The sequence below is a fragment of the Arthrobacter sp. NicSoilB8 genome, from assembly GCF_019977355.1.
Taxonomy (GTDB): domain Bacteria; phylum Actinomycetota; class Actinomycetes; order Actinomycetales; family Micrococcaceae; genus Arthrobacter.
Map to the genome: position 1 here is coordinate 4,324,365 of NZ_AP024655.1, position 20,284 is coordinate 4,344,648.

Consider the following 20,284-nt stretch of genomic DNA (forward strand, 5'->3'; position numbering starts at 1 on the left):
TTGGGACCTTCGGTGGCAGCGTCAGGCTGATGCCAGCGCCGTCCGCATGCTCTTGCGGATGAGGTCGTGCTGCTGACGGACCAGCAGCAGCGGGTCCACCGCGCCGAGCTCGGCGAAGGCGTGGCCCTCCCACTCGCTGGACCAGTAGCCGCGGTAGCCGCCTTCGACGAATACGCGGACGAGTTCCGGATAATCGATGGCCGGCTCGTTGCCCTGGTCATCAATGTCATAGAACTTCGCGTGGACGTGCATGATTTGCGGCATGATGTCAGCCCACTCTTTGGCGCTGACATGGCCGTGCATATTAAAGGCCAGGTGGGCGAAGGACCCAAGCCGGGCAGGATCGAAATCGCGTCCGCGCAGGTAGGCAATGAACTCCTCCTGCCGCACCCGCATCGGGGCGTCAGTGGCCCAGATAGCCTGCAGTCGCTGGACGGCCTCGTCGTCCAGCCCGGCACGGCGGACGGCACGCAGGAGCGTGGGAGACATGCTGTGCATGGTCGAAGAGAAGTCAGCCACGAAACCCAACAGTGGCGAATCAAGCTCGGCATAAACGTCGCGGACCTTGATGATCTCCGGCGAGTTGGGCCCCAACGGGGCATGGATCTCGTAGGCAAGTTTGAGTTCGAGGTCCTCGGCGAGCGGCAGGAGCCGGCGAAGAAGCTCCGGCTTCGCGCTTTGGATGCGGACGAGCGGGAACCCCAGCTTTTTGGCTCCGCGGAAGAGCGTCTGGGTGAACTCGTACTCTTCGTCCGGGGTCATGTCACGGTCCCGGCGCCGGCCCATATCCAGGTTGGCGCCAAAGGAGCTGGCCGTGAACCCGTGTTTGTCGAAGGCCTCCTGCCACGAGCGGGCGAAGCCGTCCGTCACATTGGGATAGGTCGGCAGGACTTGAGAGGCCACGATCTCGATCCCGGGGCCGATCCCCAACTCCGCCACCCGGCTCAGCAGCCCGTCGAAGTCGTACCAGCCGGCGCGGAATTCGGCACTTGCCGAGTACAGGGTGAGCCCAAGGGCGAAAGGATCCCCCTCAGCTTTCGGCGGAGGCGGGGTGACCGCCGTCGTCAGCTCCGGGACCGTCGCCGCCTTGTCCGTGACGGTCAGCTCCAATGTCTGGTTGACGAAATTGGGGACGTACATGCCGGGACCGCCGTCCCGGCCGGGGGCAATCTGCATGTAGGGCAGGCGCAGCTCACCGATGAGCTGGATTGCGTGCTGCTCGCCCAAGGCGACAGGGCTCTCCGTTTTGGCGATGAGCAGAGGATGTTCCTGGAGGTACCAGAGCGTTTCGCTTTGGGCGGGCAGGTCCGCCAGTGCATAGCGGATACCGTCCAGTTCCAGGGCCAGGCCCCCGGCGGGGATTTCCTGGCCGTCGACCGTGAGCCGGAGGCTGGAGACCGAGGAGAGCCATAGGCTCCGGTACCACGGAAGCGTCAGGGCCAGCGCCAGGCCCTCTGGGTGGGTGCGAAGGCTTGCATCGTCAAGAAGTCCGTTTGGCATGGTTTTTCTCTTTGCTGTGAGGTGGGATGGTCAGGTAAGTCCGCCGGCGATGCGGCGGATCAGGGCGTGCTGGCGCCGCACCTGCTCAATGGCACGCCAGGGAGTGCGTTCGCCTTCGTATTCGCTGGAGAGGTAGCCGGTGTAACCGGAGTTCTTGAGGGCTGTGAGCACGGGCAGCCACGGAATCTGCTGGTCTTCCAGCTGCTCGTTGATGTCGTGGAACTTCGCCTGGACGAACACAACGTACTGTGCGATGGCCGCGAAGTCGGCGGGATCGACGCCGATGCCGTCAAGGAAGGCCGGCCGCGTCTCGCGGGTTTCCCCTTCGCGCAGGGGGATGGGCCGGTCCTGGAAGATCCCGGTATCGATGAGAAGGCCGAAGTTCTTGGTGCCCGTGCGCTCGATGAGTGCGATGTAGTCCTCGACGACGGGGTGTTTGATGGGCGTTGGCGAGTGGATCTCCGGGCAGATGATGATCCCCAGTTCATGGGCCAGATCAAGGGAGCGTTCCACGGACTCGGTCCAGATGGGGTCCGGGATCAGGTCGCTGGACACGACGCCGATCTTGGGGCGCACGAACCCAAACCCCAATTGGCTGGCAAGCCGCAGGTCCCGCTGCAGGGCATCGGCGCCCTCGGCAACAGTCATGGTCCGTCCCGGGTGTAGACGGGTGTCAATCCAGGAGCCGTAGTTTGTGGGCTCCAGCGAGTACTTCTCCAGGAGGCCGAACCAGCTGTCGATCCAGGCGGGGGACGGTTCCGGATAGCCAGGGATGTGGCCTTCTCCGAGGATCTCGACGCCGGTGGCGCCCACATCCGCGACGGCGGCCAGCGCCGTTTCCAGATCCATGACCGTGCCGTAGTCGCCCATGAAGCTGTACAGGGAAACGCCGTAGCGGAAGGAGCCTTCGCCGCCTTCCGGCGCGAGCGTCACCTTGCGGCTGGTCCGGTGCACGGTGGGCTGGTGCTCCAGAGGGATGTAGGACATGCGCAGCCGCAGTTCGACGGAGAGCTCGTGGACGCCCTGCGGGAGGCCGCCGTCGAGGGGTACGGTCACCACGGCCGCTTCCTCAAGGGGCCAGCGCACGCCGTCGCTGTCCCAGAGCTGTTGCAGGGTGTAGGTCCGCCCGCCGAACGTCCACAGCGGAACGTCAGGTCCGACGTCGACGATGTTGCCAACGCGGACGGCGATGCCGTCCACGAGGGACGCGGCCATGCCCCGGTAGGAAGGCATTCGAACCCGGAACTGAAAGCCGGTGACACGTCCGCCGTCCGTTACGTTGCGGAAGCCGACGGACTGGATGAGGTCTCTTTCGAGAAGCATCATTGCTCACTCTCTCTAGGTGCAGACTTCAGAGTAGCAACCATTCCGCCACTTTTATACTTAAGTTAGCGCATATTCGACAAAACCATGGCTTCCGCGACTTTGGATGTATGGGGGCCTCACGTCACACAAGGCGACGGCATCCGGTTCCGGACAGGCAACGCCCTACCCTTGACACGTGACTTTGACTCGAATCCGCACCGCCGCCGCGAGCTCCCTCGCCGCCGCAGGTCTCCTGTTTGCCCTCGCCGCCTGTTCCGCGCCGGCCACCACCCAGCCCACTACCTCCGCACCGGCTTCCCCGGCAGCAACCTCGTCCAGCGCCGCCTCCGAGCCCTGCGCCGGCGTGAAGGTCATCACCGATTCGGGCGCCCTGAAGCAGGCCGCCGCTGATACGTCCGTTTGCGTGCCTGTGGATGCGCCGACTCTCGCTTCCAAGGTGCTTGACGAGGCAAAGGTGAAGACCGAAGGCACTGCCGCCTATCCCAAGGAGCTGGTGTGCCGTGTCAACGGTGTACCCGCCGCAGACTTCGACATCGCCCACAAGGGCGGCACGTACCGGGAAGACTGCAGCAAGATGCCCGCCGCCTTCGCATACTGGGCGCTTTGGGTTAAGCCGGCCGCCGGCGCCTGGGCCTACGCACAGGAAGGCCTCGGCACGTTGAAGGTCAGCCCGGGCGAGAGCCTGGAACTGCTGTTCACGGTCGACGGCGCACCGGCCGCACCCGCGGCATGACCTTTCGACCCGCGCCGATACGCGCAGCGGCGGCTCTCGCTGCCGTCTTCATCGCGGCGCGGGTCGTCTACCGCATTCTCTTCAACGGGGCGGGCATCGGCGAACCGGTTCTGCTGAACCTGCCGCCGGTGCCGCTGCCTGCCCCGTTCGCCCATGTGGTCCTCCTCGGTCCGGTCACGGCGCCCGGCCTGTGGGCGGCCGTCCTGTCCGCCCTGCCGATCGCCGCGATGATCCTCGGCTTCGGCCTGCTCAACGCCTGGGTCGACGTGGCCCGCGGCTTCCGGCATCTGGCCCGCGGCGGCCCCCTGCAGGGTACGGCCCGGACGCTGGTAGTGGCGTGGGCGGCGCTTCCCGCCCTTTCCGACGCCGTCACCTCCGTGCGCCTGGCGTTCCGGTTGCGGGGCGAACGCTTCGGAGCCCGCGCCCTTGTCCCGGTTCTCGAGCGCACCCTCGAGCACGCCGGCCGGGTGGCCGCGGCCCTTGAGTTGCGCGGCTTCGGCAGCCGGGCAGCACACCAGCCCGCCCACAACGCCGAAGCGCCGATTCTTGTCCGGGACGCACAATTCCGTATTGGTGACGCAAAGGTGCGCGTCGCCGGGTTCAGACCGCCGGGCGGGTCAATTTCAGTCCTTACCGGGCCGACTGGATCCGGCAAGTCCACGATTCTGCGAGGTCTCGCGGGCCTGCTTTCCCATGTTGACGGCGGGGAAATTTCCGGCACGGTGCGCGTCGCCGGGACGGACCGTGCCGCCGCGCCGCCGCGCGACACCGCCCGCCACATCGGCGTCGTCCTTCAGAACCCCCGCGCCGCCTTCGCCACCACCCGGGTCCGGGACGAAATCTCCCTCGCCCTTGAGCTACGCGGCGTGGCTTCCGGTGCCGCCACGGCCCGGGTGCTGGAGGTCGCGGAGCGCATCGGAGTGTCGGCACTGCTGGACCGCAATGTCAGCACCCTCTCGGCGGGTGAGGCGACGCTCGTAGCCATCGCCGCCGCGGTTGTGGACCATCCGGTTCTCCTCCTGGTTGACGAGCCCCTGGCCGACCTTGACACCGCAGCACGCGAACGTGTCATCGCCGTCCTCGAGGCCCTCGCCCGCGACGCGGGTGTCTACGTCATCGTGGCGGAGCACCGGGCGGAGTCGCTCGTCTCCGTGGCCGATGCCTGGTGGACCATCGACGACGGCGCCCTGGTGGCGGGCGTCGCGCCGACCGCTCCGGCCCCGGCCGTTGCGCACGCAACCCCCGCTCCGGACACGGAGCACGCGCCCGTGCTGACTGCGACAAAACTCGCGGTGCACCGCGCGGGCAAGCCGCTGGTGCGCGACGCTTCCCTGGCCCTGCACCGCGGTGAAGTGGTCGCCCTGGTGGGGCCGAACGGGGCCGGGAAGTCGTCCTTCCTCGTGGCACTCGCCCTGGGTGACGGCACGGCCGACGGCGTCATGGTCGACGGCGGCCGCGTCGCCCTTGTGCCGGACGCCTCCGACGACCTCTTCACGAGGGACACCGTCGCGGCAGAGCTCAGGGCGGCGGAACGACGGCGGGACCGGGCGTCCCGTCGTTCAAACCGGCGCCGTTCCAACCGGCGCTGCCCAGGCAACGGCCAGGTCACGCCCCGGCCCGCGGAATCGCATCTGGCGCGCCTGCGCGGGGACATCCGGATGCCCATCGGACACGAGCACCCGCGGGACCTCTCCGCCGGGGAGCGCAGGATCCTGGCTATCGCGCTCCAGACCATGGACGATCCGCAGGTCCTCCTGATCGACGAGCCGACCCGCGGGCTCGATGCCGAGGCACGCACGGCGGTCGCGGCGGCGCTGCGGGCCGCGGCGGACGACGGCGCGGCGGTCCTGATCGCCACCCACGACCTCGATTTTGCCAACGGCCTCGGCGCCCGGATCCTCCCGATGCGCGACGGCGTCGCCCCATCATCCGTGGCAGAAACCGCCCCGGCATGTGCCGTCACGGCACAAAGCAACACAGCACAAAGCGTCACCACACAACACATCGCCGCACCGCGCATCGCAGCACCGCGGCTCATCGACCTTCCGCCAGACAACCCGGATGCGGCGACAAAAGCCCGCCACATCCGGATGCCGCGGGGCGTGGAGGTCGCGGTCCTCGCAGCCGCGAATCTTCTTGCCCTGGCAGCGTTCTGTTGGCCGTTGCTCGCCGCAGCCCTCCCGGAGGATGCCGCCGCTGCCCTCCCGTACGCGGCGCTGGCCATCGCGCCGCTCGCCGCCGTCGCCGTCGTGGTGTCGCTCGACGGCTCGGTCCGCTCCGCGCACACGGTGGCGTTGCTCGGCGTGCTGGCCGCCATTGGCTCGGCGGTGCGGGTGGCGAGCACCGGCGTCGGCGGCGTGGAGGCGGTCTTTATCCTGCTGATCCTGGCCGGCCGCGCCTTCGGTGCCCGTTTCGGCCTGCTCCTCGGCGCCGCCACTATCGCCGTGTCCAGCGTCATGTGGGGTGGCCTCGGGCCTTGGACGCCGTTCCAAATCTTCGCCTGCGCGTGGGTGGGCGCCGGAGCGGGCCTGCTCCCCCGCGGTGTGCGCGGCAGAGCAGAGCTATGGATGCTGTGCGGCTACGGGGCCCTGGCGTCCTACGCGTTCGGCCTGATGACGAATCTGTGGTTCTGGCCCTTCGCGGTCGGTGCAGGCACCGGCATCTCCTACGTGCCCGGCGCGCCGCTGGCCACCAATCTCAGCAGCTTCCTGCTCTACTCGCTCCTGACCTCGACGGCCGGATGGGACACGCTCCGTGCCATCACGACGATTGTCGGCATCACCCTGGTGGGGCGGGCCGTTCTCGCGGCACTCCGGCGGGTGAAGCCGGTCTCCAGCGCGGGCGGGCAGGCCGCGCTGGCCCAATCCGCCGAGGACAGGGACCGGCTACAAATCGGGGTCTGAGGACACCGCCGGGATACCCGCCCCGCACGCTGTCCCTGACCTATCGCCGGAACCTCAAGACGCTACTCGCGAACCTCGATGTCGGGGTGGTTCTCTGTGACCCACTTGGCCATCCGGCGGTTCCGTGCAGCGATGAACTCCAGCGTGGCATCCCGGTACGTCACGTAGTCCGCCGGTATCCCGGAAGGCTCAAAGCCCTCAAAGGGCACGAAGAACCGAATGTCTTTGTAGTCGGGCGTCACGAGGTCTTGCAGGTGGAAGAAGTCCACGAACTCCACGAACCCATCGAAGAGCTCGAAGAAGTCTTTGTAGGCGTTGATGACATCGGCGAGGGGGCTCTCCGGTTCTCCTGCGTAGTGGCGCCGGATGCACTCAAGGGTGAGGTCCATGCGGTCAGCGATCGAGTGGCGAAGCCCCCGGGCCTGGTTCATCGTGGGTTTGTCCTTCGCCCTGACGGGCCAAATCATCGCACTGCCGATGGTGTACGGCGGGTTGAGGTAGCGGGCCCGCTGCTCCTCGTTCAGACCGGCCATCGCGTCAGCCAGGGATTTCGGGTTTGACCGGCCGGTGTAGGAGCTGGTGATGGCATCGCTGCCGTAGCAATGCCTCGCCCCGGACTCGTCAGTATGAATGAGGTACTCGTTCCAGCGGGCCGCTGATGCGCTCGGGGCGAAAAGGGCGCCAGAGTTCAGCTTCTTGGTCCACAGCAGCTCATGGTCCGCCCGGAGCCTCAGGCTGTTCGAGTCCGGGTCGCCCAGCTCTTGGGTGACTGAGGGTGAGTCCGGTGGTAAGCCGCCGGCGTTGCCCCGCTTGGCCTTCCGAGACTCGTCGGTCTTGTAGTCGAATGAGGTATCGAAGATGCGCATGGTGGCAGTGTATGCGCACGTCAAGACATTGAGGCCGTTTCAGACTTCAACTCACACCTTGAAGTACTTCGCCTCCGGGTGGTGAAACACGAACGCGTCGGTGGACTGCTCGGGGTGCAGCATCAGCTCATCGCTCAGGACCACGCCCATCCGCTCGGGACGCAGCAGTTCCGTGACCTTGCGGCGGTCCTCCATGTCCGGGCAGGCGGGGTAGCCCAGCGAGAACCGCGCACCGCGGTAGTCGAGCTTGAAGAGGCCGGCCTTGTCCTTGGGCTCCTCGGCCGCAAAACCCAGCTCCGAGCGGATACGTGCATGCCAGAACTCCGCGAGCGCCTCGGTGAGCTGCATGACCAGGCCATTGAGTTCGTAGTAGTCGCGGTAGTGGTTGCCTTTGAACAGCTCGGATGTCACCTCGTCGATCTTCGAGCCGGCGGTGACCAGCTGGACCGGCAGGACGTCGATCTGTCCCGATTCGCGCGAGCGGACGAAGTCGGCGAGGCACAGGTGCCGGTCGCGGCGCTGGCGCGGGAAGTCGAACCGCAGCCGCTCGGTGCCGATCGGGCCGCCTGAGCCGCCGTCGGGGGCGAGCAGTCCCGCGGTGCCGAGGACGCCGTCGCGGTCCTCCCCGTGGTGCAGCACCACCACCTGTTCTCCTTCGGAGACCACCGGGAAATAGCCGTACGCGACGGACGCATCAAGCATTCCCTCGCCGAGGATGCGGTCCAGCCAATACCGCAGGCGCGGCCGGCCCTCGCGTTCCACCAGTTCCTCGTAGGAGGCGCCGTCCTCGCCGCGGCCGGGCTTGAGCCCCCACTGCCCCATGAAGGTGGCGCGCTCGTCGAGGAAAGTGGCGTAGTCGTGGAGCGCCACGCCGCGCACAATGCGCGTGCCCCAGAACGGCGGCGAAGGCACGCGATTGTCGGAAGCGACGTCGGACCGGCCGGGCATCGCCTCCGGCTCGGTCACCGTGAACTTCGGGCCGCCTTTATGGATCCGCTTCTTCAGCGGCGGAAGGCCGACGGCGGCCGGGTCGGCGCCGCGGGCCACCTGCACCAGCGGTTCCATCAGTGCCAGGCCCTCAAAGGCGTCCTTGGCGTACCTGACGGTTCCTTCAAACTGCTCCGCCAGGTCCTGCTCCACGTAGGCGCGGGTCAGGGCTGCGCCGCCGAGGATGATTGGCCATTTTTTCGCGAGCCCCCGGGACTGCAGTTCGGCGAGGTTCTCCTTCATCACCACGGTGGATTTCACCAGCAGGCCGGACATGCCGATCACGTCCGCGTCGTGCTGCTCGGCCGCGGCCATGATCTCGGCGATCCCCTGCTTGATGCCGATGTTGATCACTTTATAACCGTTGTTGGTGAGGATGATGTCCACCAGGTTCTTGCCGATGTCATGCACATCGCCGCGCACGGTGGCGATCACCATGGTGCCCTTGCCCGAGGAATCCGACTTCTCCATGTGCGGCTCGAGCAGCGCCACCGCGTTCTTCATCACCTCGGCGGACTGCAGCACGAAGGGCAACTGCATCTCACCGGCGCCGAAGCGCTCGCCCACTACCTTCATGCCCTCGAGCAGGTAGTCGTTGATGATGCCCAGCGGGGTCATTCCTTCGCTTCGTGCGAGGTCGAGGTCCTCTTCGAGGCCCTTTCCTTCGCCGTCGATGATGCGCCGCTCCAGGCGCTCGCCGGTGGGCAGCGCCGCGAGTTCCGCGGCGCGCTGGTCCTTCAGCGCTGCGGTGTCGACGCCGGCGAACAGGTCCAGCATGCTGGCCAGCGGGTCGTACGTGAGGTTGCCGTCGGCGTCGTATTCGCGGCGGTCCCAGACGAGGTCCAGGGCCACCTTGCGCTGCTCCTCCGGCAGGGAAGCAAGCGGCACGATCTTGGCCGCGTCGATGATGCCGCTGGTCAGGCCCGCCTGCACGGCCTCGTGCAGGAACACCGAGTTCAGGGCCATGCGCGCTGCCGGGTTCAGGCCGAAGGACACGTTCGAGACGCCGAGGGTGGTGTTGATGCCGGGGTACTTGGCGGTGATCTGGCGGATGGCCTCGATGGTTTCGATGGCGTCCCGGCGGGTTTCTTCCTGACCGGTGGCGATGGGGAAGGTCAGGGCGTCGACGATGATGTCTTCGACGCGCATCCCCCATTCACCCACCAGGGAATCGACGAGGCGCGAGGCGATGGCCACCTTGCCCTCGGTGGTGCGTGCCTGGCCGTGCTCGTCGATAGTCAGGGCGATCACAGCGGTGCCGTGCTCCTTCACGAGCGGCATGATGCGCGCGAAGCGGCTGTTCGGGCCGTCGCCGTCCTCGTAGTTGACGGAGTTGACCACCGGGCGACCGCCGATGAGTTCGAGCCCGGCCTGCAGCACGGGCGGTTCGGTGGAGTCGATGACGAGCGGGAGGGTGGAGGCCGACGCGAAACGTGAGACGACCTCCTTGATGTCGGCCACGCCGTCGCGCCCCACATAGTCAATGCACACATCAAGCAGGTGCGCGCCGACGCGGACCTGCTCGCGGGCGATATCGACGCAGTCGTCCCAGCGCTCGTCGAGCATCGCCTGGCGGAACGCCTTCGAACCGTTCGCGTTGGTGCGCTCGCCAATGGCGAGGTACGCAGACTCCTGGTCGAAATTTACATGGTGGTAGAGGGATGCGATGCCGGCTTCACGCTCGGTGGGAAGGCGTTCGCCGTCGGGGCCCCTCCCGCCGCTGGTGACGGCCGCGCTGTCGCGCAAGGGCGCAAGACGTTCGACGACGGCGGCCATGTGCTCCGGCGTCGTACCGCAACAACCGCCCACCAGGCCCAGGCCGAATTCCCGCACGAACTGCTCGTGCGCGGTGGCGAGTTCGCTGGGCGAGAGCGGATAGTGCGCGCCGTTGGCACCAAGGACGGGCAGGCCGGCGTTGGGCATGCAGGCGATGGCCACGGAGGACTGCTTGGAGAGGTGGCGGAGGTGCTCGCTCATCTCGTCCGGACCGGTGGCGCAGTTCAGGCCGATGGCGTCGACGCCGAGCGGCTCGAGCGCCGTGAGCGCCGCGCCGATCTCAGAGCCCATCAGCATGGTTCCGGTGGTTTCGACGGTCACCTCGACGAAGATCGGGAGCCGGATGCCGCGGGTTACGATCGCCTGCTTGCAGCCGTTGACCGCGGCTTTGGTCTGCAGGAGGTCCTGGCTGGTCTCGATGAGGAAGGCGTCCGCTCCCCCGTCGATGAGGCCCTCGGCCTGCAGGGCGAAGGTCTGCTTGAGGTAGTCGTAGGTGGTGTGGCCGAGGCTGGGGAGCTTGGTGCCCGGCCCCATCGAGCCCAGGACCCACCGCATCCGTCCGTCCGTTTTTTCTGCCGCTTCGGCGCGGTCCCGGGCGATCTCCGCGCCCTTCCGGGCGAGCTCTTCAATCCGGTCGTCGATGCCGTAGTCGGAGAGGTTGGACCAGTTCGCACCGAAGGTGTTGGTTTCAACCGCGTCGATTCCCACCGCGAAGTACGCGTCATGGATGTCCGCGAGGACGTCCGGGCGCGTGGCATTGAGGATCTCGTTGCAGCCTTCCAGCCCCAGGAAGTCGTCCTCGAGCGACAGGTCCCGGCCCTGCAGCATGGTGCCCATCGCCCCATCGGCAATGACGACCCGATGGTTCACCGCATCCAGAAGCGCCTGGGAGCGAACGGGACGGGGGACGGATTCGATATCGAGCGCAAAACGAGGCATCTAAACAGATTACGGGCGCGGCTTGAACATTGCGCCGTATGTCCATGTACTACGACGGCGGGTGGTGGGCAGTTCTGCCTAAACCTCCGCCACGGACGACGACGGGAGGCACCCGCCGTCGTCCGCTTGCGCTTGGTTCCGCCCCCTTAGGGCGCCGACCAGCCGCCGTTGGAAGCCACAAGCGTGCCGTCGACTACGGCTTCGAGCTCCTGCAGACGCGGCAGAGCCCGTGTCGTCAGCGCCTCATTCGACGGACAGCCGTGCAGAGTCGCCAACGAGGCCAGGGAACGCCGCGGCGTAAGCTTCCTCGCTTTCGCCTTGGAGACGGTAGACCAGCTTGAACCGAACCGACATTGCGCTGATCAGCTTTGGCGACTTCCCCATGGCGGATGTCCTCCAGCCCTCGGTGTCAGTCATCGATCAGAACCCGCGTCAGGTGGGACGGGTTGCCGCCGAACGCATCCTCGCCCGGATTGCATCACCCGCCAAGAAATTCAGGCGGAAGAACGTCATTCCCGTCAAGCTGATCGAACGCCAATCGTGCCAGACGCCCGTGGCCCATCTGCTCCCTCAGTCAACCGTTGAGGCCCGCTTGTAGCTTGCTGCGCGGTGGACGACGGCGGGACTCCCCGCCGTCGTCCGTTTGCTCGGTTGCCGCTCCCCTGCAGCGCCATCCCGCTGCCATGCCGCGGCAGGAGGGTGACGGAGGACGGAGGGCAACGGGCAGAGCATGGAGCGCCGATCCTACGCGGCGGTGAACAGCGCCCAGTCGGGAAAGGGATCCGCCGGTAGTGGTGGCCCGGTCTCGCCGGGTCCGGTGACACCGGCAAGTACGTCCGGCCAGTCGGGCGGTTCGAACTCCCGGCCTTCACCCGCGTCGCCGAGGTACTGCGGCCAGTGCGGTGGCTCCCAGTCCTGTTGTTCGCTGGGATACGAGCGTCCCGCGGGTGAGATCCAGCCGGGCGGCTGGTCCCGGGTGGCGTCAACCGGCGTCCAAGCTGTGGTGTGTCTGAGCCGGTGGTGCCGCCGGCATAGCTGGCCCAGGTTGGTGATGCCGGTGCCGCCTCCCGCGGACCAAGCCAACAGATGATCCGCTTCGTTATCCAGCGAATGGTTATTACAGCCCGGAAAATGGCACCGGCAGTCCCGAAGCCGCAACCATTGGCGCATCGCCTTCGGAACTCGGTAGCTGGTCCGTCCGATCTCCAGCGGCGCTCCATTGCGCGGATCGGTCAGCACACGCAGGAACGATCCGGCACCATCCCCCACAAGCCGGCGGGCCATGCTCGGCGGAACGGGACCGTAGCCCTCCAACATGGCCGGTTCCGACGCGGCGCCCAAGAGAGACAGCACCGGCACGGTCACCAGGACCTGCGCTTTGGGTGACGGAGTTCCTTCCGCCACCCCCGCCACCAGCCATTCAGCGGCGACGTCCGCACGGAGCTGGGCCAGGGTCCGGGATTCATTCGGTGACTGCAGGGCGCGGGCCGCTTCCGTGGCACGGGACCACACACCCACCGCCACATCCGCAGTCAGGTAGGCCGAGAGCCAGGCCATGCCGTCCCGGTCCGGCACATATTCCAGCCGGCGGTCCTCCACGCCCTTGCGGTGGCGCGCTTCGATACTTACAGGATGGTGCACCTCACGCCATCTGCGCGCTTTGGCCCGGAACCTGCCCGGCACCAGCTCCCCCGCCGGGCAGCCACGCGCGGCAAAGGCAGCTTCGGGGTCCAGGAAATGAGCCTCCAAAGCAGCCGCCCCGGAGGGGTCCAGACCGGACGTCTCATCACACATCACCCGCGCATGTTGCCATGAAATGCTTCCTGCCTGCAGCGCAGACAGCGTCAGGGGCAACCCGGTGGTCAGGGTGGCTGACTCAGCCAGCAGCGCCGCGGCCGATCTTTCACTCACTGTCAGGACACAGGCCACCTCTGCTGTCACCGACATTTCCTGGGCCGTGCGCTCCTGCGGGGAAACGGCTGGGGCCGCCATGGCGGCGGCAGCGCGGGCATACCCGGCGGCGAAGTGCACTTTCAGCGCGGCAAGCCTGGCTTCCATGCGGCCCACCTCAGCCATGCCGTCCAGGCACGCGTCCGCTTCGTCCCGAAGAAGGTCAGCGCCAGTCGAGCCCATGTTCCCGGCTCCGCGACTGGCAAATGAAGCCAACGCAGCAAGGGAGGCCTCCATGGCCTCCAACGTCTCCGCAGCTGCTCTGTCTTCCACACTCACAGCATATGAGGAGGCACTGACAGTATCGCCGGCGTCAGAGTTGAAGGCTAAGTCCGTCATCCAGGATCTGCCTGATCCCGAACTTCCCTACGGCGAACATCCGCGGATTATCGTCAGAGTTGCTCAGCATGGCGGTGGACAGGATGAGAGCCCAGCCGCGCGCCCTCTTCCAGGTGTCCCCGTCTACTGCCGAGTCAAAGGCGCCCATGAAGCGGCGGCGTGTGCCGGCGTCGAACATCAGCCACCCCACCGCAAGATCGACAGCGGGGTCCCCCGCCCCGACGTCGCCAAAATCGATGACGCCGGCCAGGGAGCCGTCGTCCGCCAGCAGGATGTTGCCGGGGTGGAGGTCCCCGTGGAGCATCATCGCCGGACCATCCCAAGCTTTGGCGGCACAGGCCTGCGCCCACACTGCTCTCAGCGCGGCCGCCTCCGGGTAGCGTTCGTGGTCCCCGAGCCGTTCCACCAGCACAGCGTCACGGTCTGTCAGCGGCACGCCCCGGAAAGGATTCACCGGGACGCCGCTTTCGGCGGGCACGTGAAGGGACAGCAGGAAATCGGCCAGGCCTTTAGCCGCCGGCGCGCGGCCTGCCGGGCGGACGTCGGCCGCAGCGGCTCCGGTGACCCACCGCACGATGCTCCACGGCCATGGAAAGTCCGACGTCGGCCGGCCGGCATGGACGGGGACAGGGCCCGCAACCGGTGAGCGGCGAGCAATGTCGGGAAGGTAAAGCTGCTCATGCAGTATCAGTGGAACGGCCTCCGCCCTGCGCGGCAGCCGGACGGCCAGATCGTCACCGAGTCGGAAGGTCGCGTTGTCCCAACCGTTCGCAACCCGCGCTAAAGAACAATCGCCGAGGTCGGGCCGCTGGTCCCGGACGAGGCGCTGGACCACCGTGTTACTCACTTCCACCGTGGCTGGCGGCATTCGCGCCATTCAGAAATCCGCCTTCCTTGAGCCTGAAAACCAGGCCGACCCATTCCCTTGTCCGAATATAGCTCAAGACCCCCAGGGTGGACGGGCGCGGAACGAGGTCATCGTCGAACCATCGGACGCTCCAGCCGCGAGTACGCTCCGGCCCTCGGCTGCCGCACCCGCACGCACACCGCCGACATGGAAGTATTCACTTATGACTATCGATAATGATGACACCAACCTCCCGGCGCAATTGGACTCCCACGGCGTAGACGAATCCACCGAAGTCAGCCGTAGTTGGAACCACATCGGGGCCATCATTGTCGATGCCACCTTGCAGCGGCGACAGAACTACCACGCGACCGTCAGGCCACGCGTTGTCGCTCTGGTCGAGGCATGGCCGGATGCCGCCACGACCAGCGGATTCCGCCAGCACCTCGATACCGGGACGCTTTCCGAAGTTATCAGCTGGCCGTCCCCTGGCCGTCTCGCCCAAGTAGAGGACATGACGCGCGTGTTGGAGAGCCAGGGCATCGAGACGGTAGCCGAACTCCGAGGAGCGCTTGGTGACCTCGCCAGCAGGACCGTTCTCCGGGAGGCACTTGGCGCCGTGCGGCACGTCAGTCCCAAGACGCTGGATTACATCGACACCCTGAGCGGAGCGTCAACGGGCGGGACTGTCGACGAGTAAATCCCATGGTCCAGCCTGCCGGCACCGAGGACTCCCCCAGATCTGACGTAGGGCCTCACCTGTACGTTGCAGATCGAGGTTACGGTGCCGCACGCTCAGGACCGGGACCGGGCTGAGGTTCGCGCCGCAACCCCATCACAGCCGAGTTCTTGGTCAAGCCGACGACGGCGAGCTTAGACGCGGTGTACGGGGCGCCGGCGGCGGAATGAGACGCTGCCCCGCTCGCGTTACCGCCTGTTCCCCGGCGCCGGGTGGTCGGTGCCGGTCTCCCGGCGGCTGGCAGGTATCTGGATCTTGCCGATGAGATCATCCAGGCTCCCCCGGAACTTACGCAAGCGCCGTGTCTGGAGCTACTGCGCGCCCCACAATCTGCAGACGGCGAGACCGAAAGCCCGTCGCCTTCCCGGCACTACGACGATGTGATGCTGGAACAACTACGGTGTTGCGGGTGAGCAGTTGAGTCCGCGCGCCGCCACGGGACGAGCTTGTAAGCGTTGTCGATATCACGTGATACTTGGAAGCTTTTCCAGGTCTGCGGCGTCGGTATCGGCATGATGATCTGAAGAGCGGGCAGTGGCGGGTATATGGTTCGAGCGTCTCGATTCACCCTGGGAATAGAACCAGATTGGGATGTAGAGTGCCAGTACGATGAAGCCCAGCCAGGTTGAGGTCCAGCCGATCTCCAGGCTGTTCAGGTAGACCACACCGACCAGGCACAGGGGCAGGTTGAATAGGCCAAAGAGCATGGCGACATGCTTCCAGCCCTTGGGTGCTTTGAAGGGTCGTTCCAGGTCGACAAAGGCCGGGTGTTTTCTGGCTCGGACATAGGCGAACAGGCTGATGCCGTTGGCGCAGGTGTAACCAATCGCCGCGGCCGCAAGAATTGCCGCGAGGGATCCCATCGAAATCAGGACCACGTTAAATGCTGCGGTGACGAGCAAGGCAATGAACGGGGTGCCGTGGCGGTTCGTTTTGCCGAAGACCTTAGGGAGGTTGCCTTCCGTCGCCATGGAGTGCATGGCGCGGGATGAACCCAGATAGGCCGTTTGGATGATCAGGATCATGGCCGCGATCAACATGATGATGGTGATTATGGAGCCGGCCTCGCCAAAGACAGCCCGGGCCACCGGAATCAGTGGCGACACGGGCTCGGCCCGTACACCGTCAACACCAAGCACCCCGATCACTGCGGTTTGGACCAGTACATATGAGAAAAAGCAGATGATGCCGCAGGCAAACAGCGCCTTGGGGACATCTTTGGCCGGATTTTTGTACTCAGGGCCATAGATCGCTGCCGTTTCCCAGCCACAGGCACTCCACTGCGCGATCGCGAAGATGCCAAAGAGAATCAGGATGTGGTGCATGTCCCAGGCCCAGTCGGCCGGTAACCAGTTGCCGGTGATGTTGGCTAGCTCGACGTGTCCGGTCGCGAAAGGTGCCACGGTCAGGATAACGAGCGGTATCAAGGAAACAGCCGCCAGGATGTAACCCAGAATGGCGCCGTCCTTGAGGCCGAACCAGTTGACCATGAACAATCCGGCGAAAATTACCAGACCGGAGATCAACGAGAGCTGGTACTCGGTGAATGTCGCGGCCAGCACCGGGAACAGCCCATGCAGGTAGCCGCCGACCAGGATGGCGAAGATCGCCAGTACCGGGTTCCAAGCAAACCAGTAGCTCCAGGCGCTGAACCCGCCGATCAGCTTGCCCTTGTCGTACTTGCCCTTGTAGTTTTCGGTGCGAAATATATGCTGTGCATAGCCCGGAAGGCCCGAGGCCTTGGGAAACGTGGTGGCCATTTCAGCGTATGCGGCGTTCTGCATGAAACCCTGAAGGACCGATAATCCCCAGATCAGGATCGCCGCGGCAGATAAATACAGCGGAATATAGCCCAAAGAGGGCAGTATCAGCAAGGGCACGCCCAGCGAAATGGCCAAACCCTGCTTCCAGTCAATCGACCTTTTCAAATGATCGACTGCAAGCAAACTGTTTTCACTCATAAAAATTCTCCTTTGAATTGCGGTGAAAAACTACAAACAGCCCTGCGGGCAAGTGATGACGCGTAACTTTGCCATTGCCACAAACCACTGAGTGATCAAAGATGGCATCTCTGGGTAATAGCAACCGGGATATAAACGCGAATAGGCAGGCCGTAGTTTGCCACCTTCAAACGTTTGGGAGCTGGGTTAGCCGTTGCGCGACATTAGCCAGATCTGCAGTTGGAGGGTTGTCCTCCGATTACTGGGGGCGTTGAGCCCGGTAACTCCGGGGCCTCAGCTTGAGGAAAGCGTGTAGGCGTCCCGTAACCGGCTGTGACCGGCTCAGATTTCGAAGTATCGGAAGGAATGTGACTCCAGGCCTTCCGGGTTGGGGCCGTAGACGGTGACCATGCGTGCGTAGACCGGGGCCCAGTATCGGCCGAGTTGTCCGGGGTTTACGCGTGCTGAATCGCCTGGCCTCAGGATGACAGTCTTGCCTTCGCTCTCGACGTGGAGCTCGCCTTCCAGTACGAAGTTCGTCTCGGTGTGGGGGTGGAAGTCTTCCCACCCGCAGGACGTCAGTTCCCATTCCGACAAGATGAAATCATCCCAGCTGCCTACAGGATCAGCGTTGATGAACCTGCAGTGCAGTCGTTGCCATTCTTCCTTCATAGGCTTCATGGCCTTCATTGGCCAGAAGTCGATCTTTTCCCCTGCCTTAGGTGTCAGGGGCTGAGGAGTGGTGGTAGTGGCCATTGTTTTATAACCCTTCTTAAGCGCGCCATCTGCTGGGGGGATGCTTCGGTGAATCCGAGTTAGATCGCGCCCTCGTGATGTGGGTCACGGCGCTGTCCACTGTGACAGGGACGCGCGTTCAAGTCAATGGTTCACCAACAAGATGGGCGCTATTACCTCCCCGAAACCCGATGTGGGGAAAAGTTTTCATGAACGGTTGACTTGTACGCCCGTTCATGTCACCTTTTTGTAGCGAGCAAGCGTGACTGGCATCACAGCACGAGGGCTCGGGCCGGCGCCTGACAGGCCTTCCCGAAACTAGAGAATGTCGGCTTTACGACGTTCCCCGGAGCCCCTACAGGGGTATCGATCTGATCTTTAGGGCAATTCTGCCAGGCATCACAGACGACCAGTTCTGACTATCTTTCCCCCATTTTCAAAGGAGAAATCATGGAAACCACCCTCGTAGGAAAGCTCAGCAAGACCGGATCCATCCACAAGGTGGAAGGCGGCTACGTCGGTCTGCCGCCGATGAACGAGCCCGGGACGGACGCTGCCATCGGTGACTCCCTCCACAATCCGCAGGGCTCGGTCATGTGTGCCGGGTTTTTCGAGCTCAAAGCGTCGGAGCCGCTGGTGTACACGTACACCTACGACGAGATGAAGGTCGTCATCAAGGGTGAGTTCATCCTCACTGACGAGGCGACCGGAGAAGTCACGCACGCGAAGGAGCGTGACGTGCTGTTCTTCCCGAAGGGAACGACGGTCAAGTTCGAGACCCCTGAGCATGCTCTGGGGTTCTTCGTTGGCGACCGCACTTTTGCACCCTAGATCAGCTACGCGGTCCGGTTCCATGCCTCGGCAGCAGGTGCCGGCATGGAACCGGCCGGCAGACCAATGGCATTGATGCCGTTGGTGTAGGCAACCCGAAGACCATTTCGGACCTGGTGTCCGTGCATGGAGGTCCGCGCGTCTGCTCCGTCTCGTGCTTTCGGGGTTCTCTCCGGACAGGCTGTCAGGGACGGCGTCACCACCCCGCATTCTCTAACCGCTCTCTGGACGTATCGGCCTCGGCTTTGCACTAGCCGGACTCCGGAATGGCGTGGCCGAGCGCAAAGACATCGCCGCGCCATCACAAACCGGTATCTGTCTGATTGCCGGCAGGACACGTAGCGCAACATATACCGCCGCACACCGGCGACCCCAAAAGATCTAATGGAACAGGAGAACACCATGGCATTGCGAGTCGGAATCATTGGTGCCGGACCCAGCGGCCTGGCACAACTGCGGGCGTTTGAATCAGCACGCCAAAAAGGCGCCGCCATCCCCGAAATCATGTGCTTTGAGAAAGGGGACGACTGGGGCGGGCAGTGGAACAACAGCTGGAGGATCGGCCTGGATGCTCACGGCGAGCCGGTGCACTCCAGCATGTACCGCCACCTATGGTCCAATGGGCCCAAGGAGTGCCTGGAGTTCTCGGACTACTCCTTTGACGAGCACTTCGGTCGTCCGATTTCCTCCTTCCCGCCCCGCGAGGTTCTGTTCGACTACATCAAGGGCCGCGTGGAAAAGTCCGACGTCCGCAAGTACGTCCGGTTCAACAGCGTTGCACGCCACACCAGCTATAACGAGGCCACGCAGGAATTCACGCTTACGGTTGAGGACCTCAAAACCAACCTCACCGAGACCCACGTGTTCGACAAGCTCGTGGTCGCCACCGGCCACTTCTCCGTCCCCGCCGTCCCCGAATTCAAGGGCATCAAAACCTTCCCGGGCGAGGTCCTGCACGCTCACGATTTCCGCGGAGCCGAGCGCTTTTACGGCAAGAAGCTGCTCATGATCGGCAGCAGCTATTCCGCCGAGGACATCGGCATGCAGTCCCACAAGATGGGCGCCGCGTCCATCACCCTGAGCTACCGCACGGCACCGATGGGCTATCACTGGCCGGAGAACACAGTGGAACGCCCACTCGTCACTCACTTCGAGGGCCGCACCGCGCACTTCAGCGACGGCACCCAGGATGACTTCGACGCCGTCGTGCTTTGCACCGGATACCAGCACAAGTACCCGTTCCTGCCCAGCGGGCTGTCGCTGAAGTCACCGAACGTGCTGTACCCGGGCAACCTTTACAAGGGCGTGGTGTGGCAGCAGAACACCAACCTGTTCTATCTGGGTGCCCAGGACCAGTACTACACGTTCAACATGTTCGACGCGCAGGCCTGGTTTGCCCGCGACGTCATGACTGGAGCGATTGACCTGCCGTCCCTCGTTGAGCGTGAGGTGGACATCCAGCTCTGGCTCGAGCGCCACGCCGCGCTGCCGGATCACGATGCAGAGGCCGATTTCCAAACGGACTACCTGCGGGAACTCATCGAAGCCACCGACTACCCGCCCTTCGACCTGGACGCTGTCTGTCAGTTGTTCAAGGACTGGATGCACCACAAGCACGACGACATCCTCGGCTACCGCGACATGCTCCACCGCTCCGTGGTCACCGGCACCATGGCGACCAAACACCACACCCGCTGGCTCAACGCCATGGATGACTCCATGGAACGGTACCTGCACGGCCCCACCCAGGATCTGGACAACGTGACACCCGACGATCTCACCGAGACCGTGGCCGTCAGGTAGCCCAGGGGGCGTGGCTGTTCGGGCATCCCCAAGACAAGGGGAAAGCAGGTGATTGTGGAGGGCCGCCCCT

Annotated in this window: 14 protein-coding genes; 6 read left to right on the forward strand and 8 right to left on the reverse strand. The window is 64.9% G+C overall.

Annotated elements, in window-relative coordinates; genetic code table 11:
* Window positions 1-21 precede the first annotated feature (21 nt).
* Together LDO15_RS19570 and LDO15_RS19575 are read right to left on the reverse strand one after the other, a co-directional pair.
* The gene (locus tag LDO15_RS19570; RefSeq protein WP_223981435.1) at window positions 22-1,500 is read right to left on the reverse strand and encodes a DUF6379 domain-containing protein; all 1,479 of its coding nucleotides are present in this window, start codon (window positions 1,498-1,500) and stop codon (window positions 22-24) included.
* A 30-nt stretch (window positions 1,501-1,530) separates the two neighbouring features.
* Window positions 1,531-2,823 carry a DUF6379 domain-containing protein gene (locus tag LDO15_RS19575; RefSeq protein WP_223987556.1) on the reverse strand — a complete coding sequence of 431 codons (1,293 nt, stop codon included), beginning with the start codon at window positions 2,821-2,823 and terminating at the stop codon, window positions 1,531-1,533.
* A gap of 178 nt (window positions 2,824-3,001) precedes the next feature.
* On the opposite strand from LDO15_RS19575, the gene LDO15_RS19580 reads away from it, so the two are divergent.
* Both LDO15_RS19580 and LDO15_RS19585 read left to right on the forward strand, forming a co-directional pair.
* Entirely contained in the window at window positions 3,002-3,559 is a 558-nt protein-coding gene (locus LDO15_RS19580) for a hypothetical protein (protein ID WP_223981438.1), read from the forward strand.
* Window positions 3,556-6,462, forward strand: coding sequence for an ATP-binding cassette domain-containing protein (locus LDO15_RS19585; RefSeq protein WP_223981442.1), 2,907 nt, complete (start codon window positions 3,556-3,558; stop codon window positions 6,460-6,462). The genes LDO15_RS19580 and LDO15_RS19585 overlap by 4 nt, the downstream gene beginning before the upstream one ends.
* Before the next feature lie 62 nt (window positions 6,463-6,524).
* Here LDO15_RS19585 and LDO15_RS19590 read toward each other — a convergent pair whose 3' ends face one another.
* On the reverse strand, window positions 6,525-7,328 hold the full coding sequence (locus LDO15_RS19590; protein ID WP_223981445.1) for a hypothetical protein: 804 nt from the start codon (window positions 7,326-7,328) through the stop codon (window positions 6,525-6,527).
* Window positions 7,329-7,379: 51 nt separating this feature from the next.
* Window positions 7,380-11,030: a methionine synthase gene (gene metH, locus LDO15_RS19595; protein ID WP_223981448.1), complete on the reverse strand. Its 3,651-nt coding sequence runs from the start codon at window positions 11,028-11,030 to the stop codon at window positions 7,380-7,382.
* A gap of 337 nt (window positions 11,031-11,367) precedes the next feature.
* Between metH and LDO15_RS19600 the strand changes: the two genes are divergently transcribed.
* Window positions 11,368-11,628 (forward strand): substrate-binding domain-containing protein, encoded by a 261-nt coding sequence (locus LDO15_RS19600; RefSeq protein ID WP_223981452.1) that lies wholly within the window; start codon window positions 11,368-11,370, stop codon window positions 11,626-11,628.
* Window positions 11,629-11,774: 146 nt separating this feature from the next.
* Here LDO15_RS19600 and LDO15_RS19605 read toward each other — a convergent pair whose 3' ends face one another.
* A complete protein-coding gene (locus tag LDO15_RS19605) occupies window positions 11,775-13,217 on the reverse strand; it encodes an HNH endonuclease signature motif containing protein (RefSeq protein WP_223987558.1) in 1,443 nt (480 codons plus the stop codon).
* Window positions 13,218-13,293: 76 nt separating this feature from the next.
* Window positions 13,294-14,196 (reverse strand): aminoglycoside phosphotransferase family protein, encoded by a 903-nt coding sequence (locus tag LDO15_RS19610; RefSeq protein WP_346655972.1) that lies wholly within the window; start codon window positions 14,194-14,196, stop codon window positions 13,294-13,296.
* A 193-nt stretch (window positions 14,197-14,389) separates the two neighbouring features.
* On the opposite strand from LDO15_RS19610, the gene LDO15_RS19615 reads away from it, so the two are divergent.
* A complete protein-coding gene (locus LDO15_RS19615; protein ID WP_223981455.1) occupies window positions 14,390-14,866 on the forward strand; it encodes a hypothetical protein in 477 nt (158 codons plus the stop codon).
* A gap of 503 nt (window positions 14,867-15,369) precedes the next feature.
* On the opposite strand, the gene LDO15_RS19620 is transcribed toward LDO15_RS19615, so the two are convergent.
* On the reverse strand, window positions 15,370-16,866 hold the full coding sequence (locus tag LDO15_RS19620; RefSeq protein WP_223981458.1) for an APC family permease: 1,497 nt from the start codon (window positions 16,864-16,866) through the stop codon (window positions 15,370-15,372).
* Between the two features lie 321 nt (window positions 16,867-17,187).
* Window positions 17,188-17,442, reverse strand: coding sequence for a cupin domain-containing protein (locus LDO15_RS19625; protein ID WP_223981461.1), 255 nt, complete (start codon window positions 17,440-17,442; stop codon window positions 17,188-17,190).
* Between the two features lie 588 nt (window positions 17,443-18,030).
* On the opposite strand from LDO15_RS19625, the gene LDO15_RS19630 reads away from it, so the two are divergent.
* On the forward strand, window positions 18,031-18,411 hold the full coding sequence (locus LDO15_RS19630; RefSeq protein ID WP_223981464.1) for a cupin domain-containing protein: 381 nt from the start codon (window positions 18,031-18,033) through the stop codon (window positions 18,409-18,411).
* A 402-nt stretch (window positions 18,412-18,813) separates the two neighbouring features.
* Window positions 18,814-20,214: an NAD(P)/FAD-dependent oxidoreductase gene (locus tag LDO15_RS19635; RefSeq protein WP_223981467.1), complete on the forward strand. Its 1,401-nt coding sequence runs from the start codon at window positions 18,814-18,816 to the stop codon at window positions 20,212-20,214.
* Window positions 20,215-20,284 lie beyond the last annotated feature (70 nt).